The sequence below is a fragment of the Streptomyces sp. NPDC008092 genome (genome assembly GCF_042957285.1).
Lineage (GTDB): Bacteria > Actinomycetota > Actinomycetes > Streptomycetales > Streptomycetaceae > Streptomyces.
The window spans coordinates 353,461-370,572 of sequence record NZ_JBIBHY010000003.1; the positions used below are offsets into that span (position 1 = coordinate 353,461).

General features: G+C 72.1%; 15 protein-coding genes and 1 pseudogene. 12 read left to right on the top strand and 4 right to left on the bottom strand.

The window, feature by feature from the left end:
• Positions 1 to 5 precede the first annotated feature (5 nt).
• From ACFZB3_RS10890 to ACFZB3_RS10900, 3 genes and pseudogenes are all read left to right on the top strand, one after another.
• Entirely contained in the window at positions 6 to 1,346 is a 1,341-nt protein-coding gene (locus tag ACFZB3_RS10890; protein WP_391372916.1) for a nucleotide sugar dehydrogenase, read from the top strand.
• The gene (locus ACFZB3_RS10895; RefSeq protein ID WP_391372919.1) at positions 1,343 to 2,125 is read left to right on the top strand and encodes a glycosyltransferase; all 783 of its coding nucleotides are present in this window, start codon (positions 1,343 to 1,345) and stop codon (positions 2,123 to 2,125) included. Before ACFZB3_RS10890 ends, ACFZB3_RS10895 begins: the two co-directional genes overlap by 4 nt.
• A pseudogene (locus ACFZB3_RS10900) lies at positions 2,122 to 2,636 on the top strand (GtrA family protein). Before ACFZB3_RS10895 ends, ACFZB3_RS10900 begins: the two are co-directional and overlap by 4 nt.
• Before the next feature lie 16 nt (positions 2,637 to 2,652).
• On the opposite strand, the gene ACFZB3_RS10905 reads toward ACFZB3_RS10900, so the two are convergent.
• Entirely contained in the window at positions 2,653 to 3,537 is an 885-nt protein-coding gene (locus ACFZB3_RS10905) for a hypothetical protein (RefSeq protein WP_391372921.1), read from the bottom strand.
• Between the two features lie 369 nt (positions 3,538 to 3,906).
• Here ACFZB3_RS10905 and rplM point away from each other — a divergent pair, with 369 nt between their 5' ends.
• The 3 genes from rplM (at position 3,907) to glmM (ending at position 6,444) form a co-directional block, all read left to right on the top strand.
• Positions 3,907 to 4,350, top strand: coding sequence for a 50S ribosomal protein L13 (gene rplM, locus ACFZB3_RS10910; protein ID WP_020941688.1), 444 nt, complete (start codon positions 3,907 to 3,909; stop codon positions 4,348 to 4,350).
• A gap of 42 nt (positions 4,351 to 4,392) precedes the next feature.
• Entirely contained in the window at positions 4,393 to 4,905 is a 513-nt protein-coding gene (gene rpsI, locus ACFZB3_RS10915) for a 30S ribosomal protein S9 (protein WP_093499626.1), read from the top strand.
• 180 nt (positions 4,906 to 5,085) lie between these two features.
• A complete protein-coding gene (gene glmM / locus ACFZB3_RS10920) occupies positions 5,086 to 6,444 on the top strand; it encodes a phosphoglucosamine mutase (protein ID WP_391372925.1) in 1,359 nt (452 codons plus the stop codon).
• Between the two features lie 110 nt (positions 6,445 to 6,554).
• On the opposite strand, the gene ACFZB3_RS10925 is transcribed toward glmM, so the two are convergent.
• Together ACFZB3_RS10925 and coaA are read right to left on the bottom strand one after the other, a co-directional pair.
• Positions 6,555 to 7,493, bottom strand: a complete 939-nt coding sequence (locus ACFZB3_RS10925; RefSeq protein ID WP_391372928.1) for a DUF389 domain-containing protein — start codon at positions 7,491 to 7,493, stop codon at positions 6,555 to 6,557.
• 35 nt (positions 7,494 to 7,528) lie between these two features.
• Positions 7,529 to 8,497, bottom strand: a complete 969-nt coding sequence (gene coaA / locus ACFZB3_RS10930) for a type I pantothenate kinase (protein ID WP_391374023.1) — start codon at positions 8,495 to 8,497, stop codon at positions 7,529 to 7,531.
• A gap of 219 nt (positions 8,498 to 8,716) precedes the next feature.
• Between coaA and glmS the strand changes: the two genes are divergently transcribed.
• Complete coding sequence (glmS, locus tag ACFZB3_RS10935; RefSeq protein ID WP_391372931.1) at positions 8,717 to 10,564, top strand: glutamine--fructose-6-phosphate transaminase (isomerizing); 1,848 nt, start codon at positions 8,717 to 8,719, stop codon at positions 10,562 to 10,564.
• Between the two features lie 52 nt (positions 10,565 to 10,616).
• Here the strand turns inward: glmS and ACFZB3_RS10940 are convergent, their stop codons facing one another.
• Entirely contained in the window at positions 10,617 to 11,480 is an 864-nt protein-coding gene (locus ACFZB3_RS10940) for a LysR family transcriptional regulator (RefSeq protein WP_391372933.1), read from the bottom strand.
• Positions 11,481 to 11,573: 93 nt separating this feature from the next.
• Between ACFZB3_RS10940 and ACFZB3_RS10945 the strand changes: the two genes are divergently transcribed.
• The 5 genes from ACFZB3_RS10945 to alr all read left to right on the top strand — a co-directional run bounded on the left by ACFZB3_RS10945 (position 11,574) and on the right by alr (position 17,096).
• Entirely contained in the window at positions 11,574 to 12,449 is an 876-nt protein-coding gene (locus ACFZB3_RS10945; protein ID WP_391372936.1) for an oxidoreductase, read from the top strand.
• A 181-nt stretch (positions 12,450 to 12,630) separates the two neighbouring features.
• Positions 12,631 to 13,002 carry a holo-ACP synthase gene (locus ACFZB3_RS10950; RefSeq protein WP_366361942.1) on the top strand — a complete coding sequence of 124 codons (372 nt, stop codon included), beginning with the start codon at positions 12,631 to 12,633 and terminating at the stop codon, positions 13,000 to 13,002.
• A 54-nt stretch (positions 13,003 to 13,056) separates the two neighbouring features.
• Entirely contained in the window at positions 13,057 to 14,508 is a 1,452-nt protein-coding gene (locus ACFZB3_RS10955; RefSeq protein WP_391372940.1) for an NAD(P)H-hydrate dehydratase, read from the top strand.
• A 398-nt stretch (positions 14,509 to 14,906) separates the two neighbouring features.
• A complete protein-coding gene (locus ACFZB3_RS10960; protein WP_391372943.1) occupies positions 14,907 to 15,830 on the top strand; it encodes a L,D-transpeptidase family protein in 924 nt (307 codons plus the stop codon).
• Positions 15,831 to 15,890: 60 nt separating this feature from the next.
• Positions 15,891 to 17,096 (top strand): alanine racemase, encoded by a 1,206-nt coding sequence (alr, locus tag ACFZB3_RS10965; protein ID WP_391372946.1) that lies wholly within the window; start codon positions 15,891 to 15,893, stop codon positions 17,094 to 17,096.
• Positions 17,097 to 17,112 lie beyond the last annotated feature (16 nt).

Below are 17,112 nucleotides of genomic sequence, written 5' to 3' on the forward strand. Positions count from 1 at the left end.
GCCGGATGCGGCTCACAGTCATAGGCACCGGCTACCTGGGTGCCACCCACGCCGCCTGCATGGCGGAGCTCGGGCACGAGGTGCTCGGGGTCGACGTGGACCCGGACAAGGTGGCCGCGCTGCGGGCCGGCCGGGTGCCGTTCCACGAGCCGGGGCTGCCCGGGCTGATCGCGAAGCACACCGCGAGCGGTCGGCTGCGGTTCACCACCGACTACGCGGAGGCCGGGGCCTTCGGCGAGGTGCACTTCGTGTGCGTCGGCACCCCGCAGCGGCCCGGCTCCGAGGGCGCGGACCTGACCTACGTCGACGCGGCCTTCGCGGCGATCGCCGGGCACGCGGCGCCGGGGGCGCTGCTCGTCGGCAAGTCGACCGTGCCGGTCGGCACGGCCGAGCGGCTGGCCGCCGCCTTCGACGCGGAGATCGCCTGGAACCCGGAGTTCCTGCGGGAGGGGTTCGCCGTCGAGGACACGCTGCGGCCCGACCGGCTGGTGTTCGGGGTCCGGTCCGCGCGTGCTGAATCGATTCTGCGGGCGGTGTACGAGCCCGTCCTGGACCTCGGCACCCCGCTGGTCGTCGCCGACTTCCCGACCGCCGAGCTGGTCAAGACGGCCGCCAACGCCTTCCTCGCCACCAAGATCTCCTTCATCAACGCGATGGCCGAGGTCTGCGAGGCGGCCGGCGGCGACGTCGGCGTCCTCGCCGAGGCGATCGGGTACGACGACCGGATCGGCCGGAAGTTCCTGCGCGCCGGCGTCGGCTTCGGCGGCGGCTGCCTGCCCAAGGACATCCGCGCCTTCGCGCACCGCGCCGACGAACTGGGCGTCTCGCTCGCCTTCCTGCGCGAGGTGGACGCGATCAACATGCGCCGCCGTGACAAGGTTGTCGACCTGGCCCGGGAGCTGTGCGGGGGCACGGTCCTCGGGGCCCGCGTCGCGGTGCTCGGCGCCGCCTTCAAGCCGGACTCGGACGACATCCGGGACTCGCCCGCGCTCAACGTGGCCGCCCGGCTGCGCCTGGACGGCGCCGACGTCACGGTCTACGACCCCGAGGCGCTCGACAACGCCCGCAAGGCGTTCCCGCTCCTCGGCTACGCACTGTCGGCCGAGGAGGCGCTGCGCGGCGCCGACCTCGTGCTGCATCTGACGGAGTGGCCGCAGTTCCGGGAGATCGACCCGGAGCACGCCGCCACGCTGGTCGCCCGGCCACTGGTCGTGGACGGGCGGGGGGTGCTCGACGCGGACCGCTGGACCGCGGCGGGCTGGCACTTCCGGGCGCTGGGCAGACCCGCGCCCGCTGTACAGAGGCCCGTCGCGGGCCTCCACGGGGAGGGAAAGAGAACACCATGACGGAGCTCGACAGACACGCCGGCACCCCGGTCACCGTGGTGATGCCGACCTACAACGAGGCGGCGAACCTGCCCCGGATGGCGGAGCTGGTCCTCGGCCTGCCGGTCGACGGGCTGCATCTGAAGATCGTCGACGACTCCAGCCCGGACGGCACCGGGCGGATCGCCGAGGAGCTCGCCGAGAAGTACAACGCCGACCGGCCCGCCGGGCGGCCCCGCATGAGCGTGCTGCACCGGACCGAGAAGGACGGCCTCGGGCGTGCCTACGTCGCCGGCATGTCCGCGGCGCTGGCGGAGGGCGCCGCGTACGTCGTCCAGATGGACGCCGACGGCAGCCACCCCGCCGAGGCGGTCGTGCGGATGCTCGACGCGGCCCTGACCGAGGGGGCGGGCCTGGTCGTCGGCAGCCGGTACGTGGCCGGCGGCTCGCTGGACGAGGAGTGGGGCAGGCACCGCGTGCTGCTCTCCCGGTTCGCCAACCGCTACGCGCGGACCGTGCTCGGCACCGAGATCCGGGACATCACCGCCGGGTTCAACCTGTGGTCGGCGCAGACCCTGCACGACGTGGACCTGCGGACCCTGGACAGCGCGGGCTACAGCTTCCAGGTGGAGCTGAAGTTCAAGGCCGTCCGGGCCGGGCACCGCGCCGTGGAGATCCCGATCCGCTTCGAGGAGCGGACCGAGGGCGAGTCCAAGATGAACCTCGCGACCCAGATCGAGTCCGCGGTGATGCCGCTGCGGCTGCGGCTGCGCCACCGGCAGAGCCGAACGGGACGGTGAGCGGGCGGCACGCGCTCCCCTCGCGGTGGGGGAGCCTGTACCGCGAGATCGCGAAGTTCGGGCTGGTGGGGCTCACCGGGTTCGTGGTGAACCTGGCGGTCTTCAACCTGATCAGGGCCGCCGTCCACTGGCAGCCGGTGCGTGCGAGCGTCGTCGCGACGGCCTGTGCCGTGCTGGGCAACTACGTGGGCCTGCGCTACTTCGCCTACCGGGACCAGGACCGGGACGACGGCGGCGGCCGGAAGGAGCTGGGTCTCTCTTCCTCTTCTTCAGCGCCGTCGGCCTGGTCATCGAGAACGGGGTGCTCTACGCGACCACCTACGGGCTGGGCTGGCAGAGCACGCTCTCCTACAACATCAGCAAGTTCCTGGGCATCGGCATCGCCACCCTGTTCCGCTTCTGGTCCTACCGCACGTGGGTCTTCAGGACCGTCGAGGGCACCCCGCCGCGCACGGTCGCGCGCGGCGGGCCCCAGGAACCCGTGCTCCAGGCCTCCTGGGAGCGGAGCTGACCGGACGTGTCCGGGATCACTGGCCGACGTCGGCAGCCGCCGACGCCTGGGCCTCGCCGCGGCGGTGGATCTGGCGGAAGGTGAACTCCGCCAGGTCGTCGCCGGCCTGGAAGACCTTGGTGTCCTTGGTCGTGACGTCCTTGCCGTTCACGAAGCCCGCGGTGGTGAAGTAGGCGTAGCGGCCGTACGAGTTGGTCGTCGTACGGCAGACGCCGGAGTCGCAGAAGGCCTTCACGCCGGAGCCGGCCAGGGCGGTCACGAAGCCCTTCTTGTCGGCCTCGGTCTTGGCCTTGCTCGCCTGTGCCTCGGTGTTGAACACCGCCACACCGACCGTGACCGCGACACCGTCCTTGGAGTAGGTGACCCGCAGCAGGCGGGTGCAGCCGTCCTTGTTCAGGACGGCCGGGAGGGTGCCCTTGGCGGCCGTGGCGCACTTCGTGGTGTCGGCCGTGGCGCCCTTCTTGTAGACCGTCCCGCCCATGGTCAGCTGGGTGCCCGGGAAGAGCGTCGCGGCGCTCAGCGGTGCCGTGTCCTTCTGCACGCTGGCTATGAACTCCTGCGGGTCCAGCGGCGGCGGCGCGGTGGTCGGTGCGAAGGACGGCACCGCGGCGGCCGTGTCGCTGGGCAGCGAACCGCTGGCCGGCAGGTTGGTGGGCGTGCCGGAGGCCTTGTTGTCGCCGTTCGCGGACACCACGGCCATCGCGACGGCGGTGCCGATCGCCAGCGTGGCGACCACGCCACCGCCGATGAACAGCACGCGACGCCGTTTGTTCCGCGTCTCCGACGCCTCGGCGAGCGACGCCCAGTCCGGGGTCTGGCCGGCGCCGCTGCCCCAGGGCTGCTGAGACTGCGGTTTCCACGGATCCCACTGGGACTGAGGTCCCCCCTGCCCATAACTCATGGGGCGCATCTTAGACGGGGGCAGGGGGGTACCGGTGCGACTGTACGAACGGAGACAGGGGACCTTTGGGGGCAGGACGGCGCATCCCGGTACGGCCGTGCGCCGAGGATTTCCGCTGCGGTCGACGACGGCTCGCCCCGATGTCCCCGGGAGCTCGTTTTGACCCTTGCGGGGCCACCCCGGTACGCTAGCTCTTCGTTGTGTATTGGCCCGCTCATTCTCACGGGAGTGGCCTCTACCTAGGTTCCCTGGAGCAGTTACCAGTGGGCGGCATACGGGCAGCGTCCCCGGCATTGTCGTCCCCAGCTGCACGATCGCTTCAGTGATGCCATGTGTCAGCACCCATCCACTGAAGAAGAAGGCTGCGAAGTGCGTACGTACAGCCCCAAGCCCGGCGATGTGACTCGCCAGTGGCACGTCATTGACGCTCAGGACGTCGTCCTGGGCCGTCTCGCCACCACCGCCGCGTCCCTTCTCCGCGGCAAGCACAAGCCGATCTACGCGCCCCACGTCGACACCGGTGACTTCGTCATCATCATCAACGCCGACAAGGTGCACCTGTCCGGCAACAAGCGGACCCAGAAGATGGCGTACCGCCACTCCGGCTACCCGGGTGGTCTGCGCTCCGTCCGCTACGACGAGCTGCTGGACAAGAACCCCGAGAAGGCCATCGAGAAGGCCGTCAAGGGCATGCTCCCCAAGAACACACTGGGCCGTCAGATGCTCTCGAAGCTGAAGGTCTACAAGGGTGACGTGCACCCCCACGCTGCGCAGCAGCCGGTGCCGTTCGAGATCACCCAGGTCGCGCAGTAGTTCCGGCCACCCCCTAAGACTGAAGAGAATCTGAGGAGCATCGTGGCCGAGACCACTGCCGAGCAGCCGCTCGAAGAGCTTGACATCGACAGCTACACCACGGAGTCGGACGTCCCCGTCGAGGGCGAGTACACCTCCGAGTCCCTCGCGTCCCGCTTCGGCGACCCGCAGCCGGCCGCCGGCCTGGGCCGTCGCAAGAACGCCATCGCCCGCGTCCGGATCGTCCCGGGCACCGGCAAGTGGAAGATCAACGGCCGCACCCTTGAGGACTACTTCCCCAACAAGGTGCACCAGCAGGAAGTCAACGAGCCCTTCAAGGTGCTCGAACTCGAAGGCCGTTACGACGTCGTCGCCCGCATCGCGGGTGGCGGTGTCTCCGGTCAGGCCGGTGCGCTCCGTCTCGGTGTCGCCCGCGCGCTGAACGAGGCCGACGTCGACAACAACCGCGGCCCGCTCAAGAAGGCCGGCTTCCTCAAGCGCGACGACCGTGCGGTCGAGCGCAAGAAGGCCGGTCTGAAGAAGGCCCGCAAGGCCCCGCAGTACAGCAAGCGCTAATCACCAGCTGCCTGCACGTACTCCGAACGCCCCGGCGGCACGCCACATGTGCCGTCGGGGCGTTCGTTTATCCCGGCCAAGGGCGTATAACGACACAAGATGCTCAAAGGCCGGTGTGATCGCATGACTAAGCGCCTGCCATCATTTCCTGGCAGCAAGGACGCTTCTTCAGGAGGACAAGTGGGACGACTCTTCGGCACGGACGGCGTGCGCGGTGTCGCCAACGCGGACCTGACCGCCGAGATGGCGCTCGGCCTGTCCGTCGCGGCGGCGCACGTGCTGGCCGAGGCGGGCACGTTCGAGGGCCACCGGCCGACGGCGGTCGTCGGACGGGATCCGCGCGCGTCCGGGGAGTTCCTGGAGGCCGCCACGGTCGCGGGCCTGGCCAGCGCGGGCGTCGACGTCCTGAGCGTGGGTGTCCTCCCGACGCCGGCCGTCGCCTTCCTGACCGGCGCGCTCGGCGCCGACCTCGGTGTCATGCTCTCCGCCAGCCACAATGCCATGCCCGACAACGGCATCAAGTTCCTCGCCCGTGGCGGGCACAAGCTCGACGACGAGCTGGAGGAGAAGATCGAGGCCGTGTACGAGTCCCACCGGCACGGCGAGCCGTGGGAGCGGCCGACCGGCTCGGGCGTGGGGCGGGTGCGGCCGTACGACGAGGGCTTCGAGCAGTATGTCGGTCACCTCCTGTCGGTCCTGCCCAACCGGCTCGACGGACTGAAGATCGTCCTGGACGAGGCGCACGGCGCGGCCGCGGGGGTCTCGCCGGAGGCGTTCCGCCGGGCCGGTGCCGAGATCATCACCATCGGCGCGGAGCCGGACGGGCTGAACATCAACGACGGCTGCGGGTCGACCCACCTCGGCAAGCTCAAGGCCGCGGTCGTCGAGCACGGGGCGGACTTCGGCATCGCGCACGACGGGGACGCGGACCGCTGCCTGGCCGTCGACCACACCGGCGAGGAGGTCGACGGCGACCAGATCATGGCCGTACTCGCCCTCGCCATGCGGGAGCGCGGTGAGCTGCGCGCCGACACCGTCGTGGCCACCGTCATGTCCAACCTCGGCTTCAAGCTGGCGCTGGAGCGGGAGGGGCTGCACCTGGTGCAGACCGCGGTCGGCGACCGGTACGTGCTGGAGGAGATGAAGGAGCACGGCTACGCCCTCGGCGGCGAGCAGTCCGGCCACGTCATCATCCTGGACCACGCGACGACCGGCGACGGCACGCTGACCGGGCTGCTGCTGGCGGCGCGGGTCGCCGAGACCGGGCGGTCGCTGCGGGAGCTGGCGGGTGTGATGGAGCGGCTGCCGCAGGTGCTGATCAATGTGCCCGACGTGGACAGGACGCGGGTGCGGACCTCGGCCGACCTCGCTGCCGCCGTCGCCGAGGCGGAGCGGGAGCTGGGGGAGACGGGCCGGGTCCTGCTTCGTCCCTCGGGGACCGAGCCGCTGGTGCGGGTGATGGTCGAGGCTGCTGATATCGAGCAGGCGCGGTCGGTGGCGGGGCGGTTGGCGGACGCCGTGAAATCGGCTTTGGGATAACGCTGTTCCGGGTTCGGGGCGGGGGTTCTGCGGAGAGCGGGCCGCAGGTCGGCCGTGGCTGGCCGCGCAGTTCCTCCCCCAGCCTTCGGCCGGGGGTACCCCCAGCGCCCCTAAAGGGGCGTTGATACTCGGGTCGGCTTTCTCCAGAGCCATTTCTGGGTCAGCAGTGTCGCCGTGCCCGCCAGGATGATTCCGAGCAGGTTCAGCAGTAGCTGTTCCGTCGAACCCCATGCCTGCCGGTACTCCGTGAAGGCGAAGGCCACTGCCGCGTTCGCGGCTGCCGGGACCGTGGTCACCGAGATGGCCACGCCCACGAGGGCACCGGACTTCGCCGAGGTCAGGGAGAGTATGCCGGCGATGCCGGCCAGCACCGCGACCACGAACGAGAAGGCGTCGGGGCGGTAGATGAAGTTGGTGTTCGGGCGTTCCGCCTCCAACTGCACCTTGGTGAACAGGCCGAGGCCGTCCATGAGGTAGGTGAACCCGACCGTCACCAGCATCGCCACCGCGAAGCCGACGAGGAGTGCGGTCAGGGAGCGGAGCGCCAGGCGGGGGTGGCGCTGCACGAGTGCCGTGCAGATGCCGGCCAGCGGGCCGAACTCCGGGCCCACCGCCATCGCCCCCACGATCAGGATCGCGTTGTCCAGGACGACACCGCAGGCCGCGATCATCGTGGCCAGCGTGATGAAGGCGACGTAGGTGACCGACAGCGTCGACTCCTCGTGGGTCGCCTCGGTCAGCCCCTCCCACAGCACCGCGTCCGCGCCCTCGCCCGGGGCCTCCGCCTCGGCCTTGTCGGCACGGCGGGAGAGGCTCAGGTCGATGTCCTCTACGGCGATCGAGCCGGTGCGGTCGAGGTCCAACGCCCGCAGCCCGCTGATGAGTTCGTCACCGGCCTCGCGGGCCACGTCGCACATCACGACGTCCCCGGCCGGGTTGCGGGCGGCGCCCGGCAGCACGACCAGGTGCGTGGTGCCCACGGTCGTCTCGATCAGCCGGACCACGTCGTCGGTCAGTCCGGCCGGGGTGATCAGGCGCAGATGCAGCATGACGCCTTTTTAACAGGCCTGCCTGAACATACGCTCTAGAGCTTGCGGAGCCGCAGCCGCTGCACCTTGTGGTCGGGGCCCTTGCGGACGACGAGGGTGGCGCGGCCGCGGGTCGGGGCGATGTTCTCCACCAGGTTGGGCTTGTTGATGGTGCGCCAGAGGCCGCGGGCGTAGTCGACGGCCTCGTCCTCGGAGACCTGGGTGTACTTCCTGAAGTACGAGTCCGGGTTCTGGAAGGCGGTCGCGCGCAGCTTGCGGAACCGGTTGAGGTACCAGCGCTCGATGTCCTCGGTGCTCGCGTCGACGTACACGCTGAAGTCGAAGTAGTCGGCGAGACCGACCCGGGTGCGGCCGTCCTGGCCGGGGAGGGCGGGCTGGAGGACGTTGAGGCCCTCGACGATGAGGATGTCGGGGCGGCGGACGGTGAGCTTCCGGTCCGGGACGATGTCGTAGATGAGGTGGGAGTAGACGGGCGCGGTGACCTCGTCCTTGCCGGCCTTGATGTCGGCGACGAAGCGGGTCAGGGCCCGGCGGTCGTACGACTCGGGGAAGCCCTTGCGCGACATCAGGCCGCGGGCTTCGAGCTCCCTGGTCGGCAGCAGGAAGCCGTCCGTGGTGACCAGCTCGACGCGGGGGTGCTCGGGCCAGCGGGAGAGCAGGGCCTGCAGGAGCCGGGCGACGGTGGACTTCCCCACGGCCACCGAGCCGGCGACACCTATGACGAACGGGGTGCCGGACTGGGAGCCCTGCTCGCCCAGGAAGGTGTTCAGGGCGCCGCGCAGGCCGTCCGTGGCACCGACGTACAGGTTGAGCAGGCGCGACAGCGGGAGGTAGATGTCCCGCACCTCGTCGAGGTCGATGACGTCACCGAGACCGCGCAGCTTCTCGACCTCCTCGGCGGTGAGCGGCAGCGGCGTCTTGTCGCGCAGCGCGCTCCACTCGGAGCGGGTGAGGTCGACGTAGGGAGTCGCCTCCGGCCTGTGCCGGTGGGCGCTCCGGGGCATCGGGGAGACCGGAGAGATCACATTCCATTGTTAACGGAGTTTGAACGGGGTGGGAGGTGGGGTCGGTCACGTGGGGTTCCGACCATGCGAAGGACGACCCTGCCGCCCGGTGGTCCGGTGTCCGCCGGCACGGATCATGCCGCGTAGTGGCGGGATAATTTCCGATTCCGGGCACGCTGAGCCGTGTTCGGGCACGGGTCGGCACTTAGGCTGCCGCTCATGTGCGGAATCGTGGGATACGTGGGGGCGCAGTCTGCGCTCGATGTGGTGGTCGCCGGGCTCAAGCGACTGGAGTACCGGGGGTACGACTCGGCGGGCGTCGCGGTGCTCGCGGACGGCGGGCTGGCCTCGGCGAAGAAGGCCGGGAAGCTCGTGAACCTGGAGAAGGAGCTGACGGAGCGGCCGCTGCCGACGGGTGCCACCGGCCTCGGGCACACCCGCTGGGCCACCCACGGCGGGCCGACGGACGCCAACGCGCATCCGCACCTCGACAACGCCGGCCGGGTCGCCGTCGTCCACAACGGGATCATCGAGAACTTCGCCGCGCTGCGGGGGGAGTTGGCCGAGCGGGGCCACGACCTGGCCTCCGAGACGGACACCGAGGTGGTCGCGCACCTGCTCGCCGAGGAGTTCTCCGGCACCGCCGACCTCGCCGAGGCGATGCGGCTGGTGTGCCGGCGCCTGGAGGGCGCGTTCACGCTGGTCGCGGTGCATGCCGACGATCCGGACGTGGTCGTGGGGGCGCGCCGGAACTCCCCGCTCGTGGTGGGCGTCGGAGAGGGCGAGGCCTTCCTCGCCTCGGACGTCGCCGCGTTCATCGCCCACACGCGGTCGGCGATCGAGCTGGGCCAGGACCAGGTGGTGGAGCTGCGCCGGGACGGCGTGCGGGTGACGGGCTTCGACGGCGCCCCGGCGGACGTCCGCTCGTACCACGTCGACTGGGACGCGTCGGCGGCGGAGAAGGGGGGTTACGACTACTTCATGCTCAAGGAGATCGCCGAGCAGCCCAAGGCGGTCGCCGACACCCTCCTGGGCCGCATCGACGCGAACGGCTCGCTGACCCTGGACGAGGTCCGGATCGGCGCCGCCGAGCTCCGGGAGGTCGACAAGGTCGTCATCGTCGCCTGCGGTACGGCCTTCCACGCCGGCCTGATCGCCAAGTACGCCATCGAGCACTGGACGCGCATCCCGTGCGAGGTCGAGCTGGCCAGCGAGTTCCGCTACCGGGACCCGATCCTGGACCACCGCTCGCTGGTCATCGCCATCTCCCAGTCCGGCGAGACCATGGACACCCTGATGGCCCTCCGGCACGCCCGCGAGCAGGGCTCCAAGGTCCTCGCCATCTGCAACACCAACGGCTCGACGATCCCGCGCGAGTCGGACGCGGTGCTGTACACGCACGCCGGGCCGGAGGTCGCGGTCGCCTCCACGAAGGCGTTCCTGACCCAGCTGGTGGCCTGCTACCTGGTGGCGCTCTACCTCGGCCAGGTGCGGGGCACCAAGTGGGGCGACGAGATCAGCGCGGTGATCCGGGACCTCTCGCACATCTCCGGCGAGGTCGAGCGGGTCCTGGAGACCATGGAGCCGGTGCGGGCGCTGGCCCGGTCGCTGGCGGACAAGAAGACCGTGCTGTTCCTCGGCAGGCACGTCGGCTACCCGGTCGCCCTCGAAGGCGCCCTGAAGCTCAAGGAGCTGGCGTACATGCACGCCGAGGGCTTCGCGGCGGGCGAGCTGAAGCACGGGCCGATCGCGCTGATCGAGGAGGACCTGCCGGTGGTGGTCGTGGTCCCGTCCCCGCGCGGCCGCTCGGTGCTGCACGACAAGATCGTGTCCAACATCCAGGAGATCCGGGCCCGGGGCGCCCGCACCATCGTGATCGCGGAGGAGGGCGACGAGGCGGTCGTCCCGTACGCCGACCACCTGATCCGGATCCCCGCCACCCCGACCCTGCTCCAGCCGCTGGTCGCGACGGTCCCGCTGCAGGTCTTCGCCTGCGAACTGGCCACCGCCCGGGGCAACGAGGTGGACCAGCCGAGGAACCTCGCCAAGTCGGTGACGGTGGAGTAGAGGAGAGGGCGGGAGAGCGGGCCCGGCCCGACGGGGGCGGGCCCGGTGGGGGTCACAGCCGGGTGGCCGTGCGGACCAGGGCGGCGAGGGCCAGCGAGCGGCTGTGCGCGGGCCAGGCGATGTGGGTGACCACGGGTGGCGCGTCGGTCAGCGGGACGGCGGCGTGCTCGGCCCACAGCCAGGCGCGGGCCGAGTCGGGCAGGACGGTCACGGTGCGCCCGAGGGCGATCAGCTGGGCCAGCTGCGTCTGGTCGTGGATCTCCGGGCCGGGGCCGGGCGGGTACGTGCCGTGCCGGGGCCAGCGGGCCAGCGGCAGGCCGGGGATGTCGGCGACGTCGGCCAGGGAGAGCGTCCGGTGCGCGGCGAGGGGGTGACCGGCGGGCAGGACGGCGATCTGCCCCTCGGTCGTCAGCTCCTCGCTGTCGAACCCGGCGAGGGAGTTGAACGGCGCGTGCATGAGCGCCACGTCCGCGCGGCCGTCGCGCAGCATGCCCTCCTGCTCGCACATGCCGGTCGGCAGCACCTCGATCCCGGCGGCGCCGGGCTCGGCCGCGTAGGCGTCGAGGAGCTTGTGCAGCAGCTCGTGGGACGCGCCGGCCTTCACCGCCAGCACCAGGCGGTCCCGGGGGCCGCCCGGGCGGTCGGCGCCACCGGCACGGCGGGCGCGGCGGACGGCGGCGGTGGTCGCGTCGAGGGCAGCGCGGCCCTCGTGCAGCAGCACCTCTCCGGCGCCGGTCAGGGCGACACCGCGGCGGTTGCGCTCCAGCAGACGGACACCGAGGCGCCGTTCCAGCTGCTGGACCGCCCGGGACAGCGGGGGCTGCGCCATGCCGAGGCGCTCGGCGGCGCGGCCGAAGTGCAGCTCCTCGGCGACGGCCAGGAAGTACCTCAGCTCGCGGGTCTCCACGGTGTCCATCGCCACAGCGTACGTCGGTGATACCCGACGGGTATGACAGGGCACTGCGGCGGTATTGGATGCGCGGCGGCTCCGCGCGTGACCATCGACGGCATGGACAACACACCCTCCGCAGCACTGCCCGGCGGCACCTGGAACCTGGGCGATCTGACCGTCACCCGTCTCGGCTACGGCGCCATGCAGCTCGCCGGCCCCGGGGTCATGGGCCCGCCCGCCGACCGTGACGGCGCACTCGCCGTCCTGCGCGAGGCCGTCGCCCGCGGGATCACCCACATCGACACCGCCGGCGCGTACGGACCGCGCGTCACCAACCGGCTGATCCACGAGGCGCTGCACCCCTACCCCGCACCGCTGCACATCGTGACCAAGGTCGGCGCGGTCCGCGACGAGCAGGGCGACTGGATCCCCGCCCGGCGGCCGGAGGACCTGCGCAGCGCCGTCCGGGAGAACCTCGACGACCTCGGCCTCGACGCGCTCGACGTGGTCAACCTCCGGCTCGGCGACGCCCAGGGGTTCCGGCCCGGCTCGCTCGCCGAGCCCTTCGAGGCGCTCGCCGAACTCCGGCAGCAGGGCCTCGTCCGGCACCTCGGAGTGAGCAACGTGACGCCCGAACAGGTCGCCGAGGCGCAGACGATCGCGCCGGTCGTGTGCGTGCAGAACATGTACAACCTCGCCCACCGCCACGACGACGAGCTGATCGACGACCTCGCCGCCCAGGGCATCGCCTACGTGCCCTTCTTCCCGCTCGGCGGCTTCACCCCGCTGCAGTCCACGGCACTGTCCGCCGTCGCCGCCCGGCTGGACGCGACGCCGATGTCGGTCGCCCTGGCCTGGCTGCTGCGCCGGTCGCCGAACATCCTGCTCATTCCCGGCACCTCCTCGGTGGCGCACCTGCGCGAGAACATCACGGGCGCGGGCCTCGCGCTCTCCGACGAGGACCTCGTGGAGTTGGAGAAGATCGGCCGCTGAGCGCCCGGTAAGGGGCGCTGGGGGTACCCCCGGCCGAAGGCTGGGGGAGGAACCGCGCGACCAGCCACGACGGCGCCGCAGTCGGCATTCGGCAGATCGTGGCACTTCCCGCGGAGCGTTCAGCGGGCACTTGCGGGGCGCAGCCCGGCCGTGCCGGTTTGACGGGTCGTAAGGTGCTTCGGTGAGCATCATCGGAGTGGGTATCGACGTCGCCGAGATCGACCGGTTCCGGGAGTCGCTGGAGCGGACTCCCGGGCTGGCCGGGCGCCTCTTCGTCGAGCGGGAGCTGTATCTGCCGAGCGGGGAGCGGCGGGGCGTCGCCTCGCTCGCGGCGCGGTTCGCGGCCAAGGAGGCGCTGGCCAAGGCGCTCGGCGCGCCGCCGGGGCTGCTCTGGACGGACGCGGAGGTCGTCGTCGAGGACAACGGGCGGCCACGGCTCCAGGTGCAGGGGAGCGTGGCCGCCTGCGCGGCGGAACTCGGCGTGCGGTCCTGGCATGTGTCGCTCAGTCACGACGCCGGTGTGGCGTCGGCGGTGGTGGTCGCCGAGGGGTGACACGGGCGGGGCGGGCGGATGCGCGTCCCGCCGGTTCCGGGGGAGACTCGGGGCATGCGGACTGCTTACAGCGTGGAGACGGTACGGGCGGCCGAGCGGGAGCTGATGGCGCGGCTGCCGGAAGGGGCGCTGATGCAGCGGGCCGCCGCCGGGCTGGCCGCCGCCTGCGCCGAGTTGCTCGGGCGGGTGTACGGCAGCCGGGTGGTCCTGCTGGTCGGCAGCGGGGACAACGGCGGGGACGCGCTCTACGCCGGGGCGCGGCTGGCGCGGCGAGGGGCCGGAGTCGCGGCGGTACTGCTCGCGCCGGAACGTACGCATGAGGGCGGGCTGGCGGCGCTGCGCCGGGCCGGGGGGACCGTGGTACGCGACGGTGGCGCCGAGGAGTTGATCCTGCGGGCCGACCTCGTCGTCGACGGGATCGTCGGGATCGGCGGGAAGGGCGGGCTGCGGCCCGGGGCGGCGGAACTGGTGGCGGTCGTGGAGCGGTCCCGGGCCGCCGTCGTCGCCGTGGACCTGCCGAGCGGGGTGGAGGCGGACACCGGTGAGGTACGGGGGGCGGCCGTACGGGCGGACCTGACCGTGACCTTCGGGACGCACAAGCCGGGACTGCTGGTCGATCCGGCGCGGGAGTACGCCGGTTCGGTACGGCTGGTCGACATCGGCCTCGAACTTCCCGCGGCGGCCGAACTGGAGGCGCTGCAGGACGTGGACGTGGCGCGGCTGCTGCCGGAGCCGTCGGCGGAGAGCGACAAGTACCGGCGCGGGGTGGTGGGCATCGTCGCCGGGTCGGCGCGCTATCCGGGGGCGGCCGTGCTGGCCGTCGCGGGGGCGTTGCGGGGCGGGGCCGGGGCCGTGCGGTACGTCGGGCCGGCCAGGGACGAGGTGCTGGCCCGGTTCCCCGAGACGCTGGTGTCGGACGGGGGGCCGCGGAAGGCCGGGCGGGTGCAGGCCTGGGTGGCCGGACCGGGGGTCGGGGACGACGCCGACGCCGTCGCCGAGGCGCTGCAGGCGGACGTGCCGGTGCTGGTCGACGCGGACGGGCTGCGGCACGCCGACCGGGACGCGGTGCGCGGTCGTACGGCGCCGACCCTGATGACGCCGCACGCCGGGGAGGCGGCGGCTCTGCTGGGGGTACGGCGGGAGGAGGTCGAGGCCGGGCGGCTCGCGGCGGTGCGGGAGCTGGCGGCGGCCTATCGGGCCACCGTGCTGCTGAAGGGGTCGACGACGCTGGTGGCGGAGGCGGGGGGAGGGGCCCCGGTCCGGGTGAACGCGACGGGGACGCCGTGGCTCGCCACCGCCGGGAGCGGGGATGTGCTGTCGGGGCTGGCGGGGTCGTTGCTGGCGGCGGGGCTTTCCGGGAGGGACGCGGGGAGTGTGGCGGCGTATCTGCACGGGCTCGCGGGGCGGTTCGCGGCGGAGGGGGCGCCGACGGTTGCGCATGCGGTGGCGGCGGAGTTGCCGTCGGCCTGGCGGGGGGTCTACCCACCCGCCCGCCCGACTCGGTAGGCCACGACCGCACCGACACGGGGCTCCGCCCCGGACCCCGTGGGCATGCGGGTCGGGTGCGGGTGGGCGGGGGCTGGCCGCGCAGTTCCCCGCGCCCCTGACGGGGCGCTGCCGCGCCACCCGACGGGATGCTGCCGCGCCACCTGACGGGGCGCTGCCGTGTGTTCCCTGACGGGGCGTTGCCGTGTGTTCCCTGGCGGGGCGTTGTCGCGTGCCCTCTGGCGGGGCGTTGTCGCGCGCCCCCTGGCGGGGCGTTGTCGCGCGCCCCCTGGCGGGACGCTGCCGCGCGCGCCCTGGCGGGACGCTGCCCCGCCCCCCTGCCAGGGGTCCTGCATCCCCCGGGTGACCTCCCCGCGCGGCTTCCCGGAATCCTGGTCTCTGCGGGGTTGTCTGATCGCATGATTAGTGGACGAATCGTGTGCAAGCGGGGCGGGCTTGGGCGGGGTGTCGCGGGAAGTCTCGTTGCTGCCGTGGCTGTTCTTTCGCTCGGGGCCGGGACCGGGGTCGCGGACGGTGCCGTGCCCGAACCGGGGGCCGCCGTCCCCGAGTCGGAGCTGGTGCCGGGGGTCGCGCCGGGGCCCTCGCAGCCCTGGCAGATCGACACCCCCGACCAGATGCTGGCGCCCAAGGTGTACACGCCCAGCGTCAAGGAGGACGCCGTCGAGCCGAAGGCGGCGGCGCCGGGGACGTACGACCTCATCGAGTACGTGCCGCTCAGCGATGCCGTCGCCAAGGTGAGCTGCTCGAAGCTGACCGGGCCCTACCAGAAGCAGATCGAGCAGTGGCTGAAGCTGAAGGCGGACGGGAAGCAGTCGTCCGCCGACTGCAAGGCCATCCAGAAGTTCCAGAAGCAGTACAAGATCAAGCCGGCGATCGGGTTCGCGGGGCCCGTGACCTGGTACCAGATGATGCTCCTGTCGGCGCGGAAGAACCCGAACGCCGGCAAGAACTGCCCCGTGAAGTCGTACCGGGTCGCCTGTGTCGACCTCAACCGGCAGGTCACCTGGGTGCAGAAGGCCGGCAAGGTGGTCTACGGGCCCGTGCAGATGCGGAGCGGGCGGAAGGGGTACGCGACCCGGGCGGGATGGCACACCGTCTACTGGCGGCACAAGAACCACTGGTCGACCCTGTACAACTCGCCCATGCCGTACGCCCAGTTCTTCGACGGCGGACAGGCCTTCCACGCCGTCTACGGCTCCATCTACACCACCGTCGGCTCCTGGGGCTGCGTGAACCTCAAGCTCGGCGACGCGAAGAAGCTGTGGAGCGTGCTCAAGAAGGGCGACAAGGTGTACGTGTGGGGCCACCGGACCGGCACCTGAGCCCGGTACCAGGGGCTGTGCCGAAGGGCTGTCCGAGGCCTCTGAGACACTGGGGGCGCGATGAGTGATACACCGACTGCGCTGACTGCACCGACCGCACCCCTGCGCGCCCGCGCCGAGATCGACCTGGCCGCCCTGCGGGCCAATGCGCGGACCCTGCGTGCCCTCGCGCCGGACGCGGCCCTGATGGCCGTGGTGAAGTCCGACGCGTACGGCCACGGGGCCCTGCGGTGTGCCCGCGCGGCCGTCGAGGCGGGCGCGAGCTGGCTCGGTACGGCCACCCCGGAGGAGGCCCTGGCGCTGCGCGCGGACCCGGGGCTGCCCGCGGACGTGCGGATCATGTGCTGGCTGTGGACCCCGGGCGGGCCCTGGCGGGAGGCCGTCGAGGCCGACCTCGACGTGTCGGTGAGCGACATGTGGGCCCTGCGGGAGGTGACCGGGGCGGCCGGGCAGGCCGGTCGTCCCGCGCGCGTGCAGCTCAAGGCCGACACCGGGCTCGGGCGCAACGGCTGTCAGCCCGCCGACTGGCCCGAGCTGGTCCGCGAGGCGCTGCGCGCCGAGGCGGCGGGGCTGGTCCGGATCACCGGGCTGTGGTCGCACTTCGCCTGCGCCGACGAGCCCGGCCATCCCTCCATCGCCGCCCAGCTCACCCTCTTCCGCGAGCTGCTCGGGTACGCGGAGGAGCAGGGCGTCCGCCCCGAGGTGCGGCACATCGCCAACTCGCCGGCCACCCTCACCCTCCCCGAGACCCACTTCGACCTCGTCCGCACGGGCATCGCGCTCTACGGCCTCTCGCCCAGCCCCGAGCTGGGCAGCGCGGCCGACTTCGGCCTGCGCCCCGTGATGACGCTGTCCGCCTCCCTCGCCCTGGTGAAGCACGTACCGGGCGGGCACGGGGTCAGTTATGGCCACCACTACGTCACGCCCGGCGAGACCACCCTCGGACTCGTCCCCGTCGGCTACGCGGACGGCATCCCGCGGCACGCCTCCGGCACCGGGCCCGTGCTGGTCGGCGGCAAGTGGCGGACGGCCGCCGGGCGGATCGCCATGGACCAGTTCGTCGTGGACCTCGGTGGCGACGAGCCGGAGGTCGGCGCGGAGGCGGTGCTCTTCGGACCCGGCGACCGGGGCGAGCCCACCGCCGAGGACTGGGCCCAGGCCGCGGGCACGATTGCATACGAAATCGTCACCCGCATCGGAACCCGGGTTCCCCGCGTCTATGTGAATGAGCAACCGGCTGGGCAAGAACCAGGGGACGGCGCCTGACCCTCGGGGTTCGGCG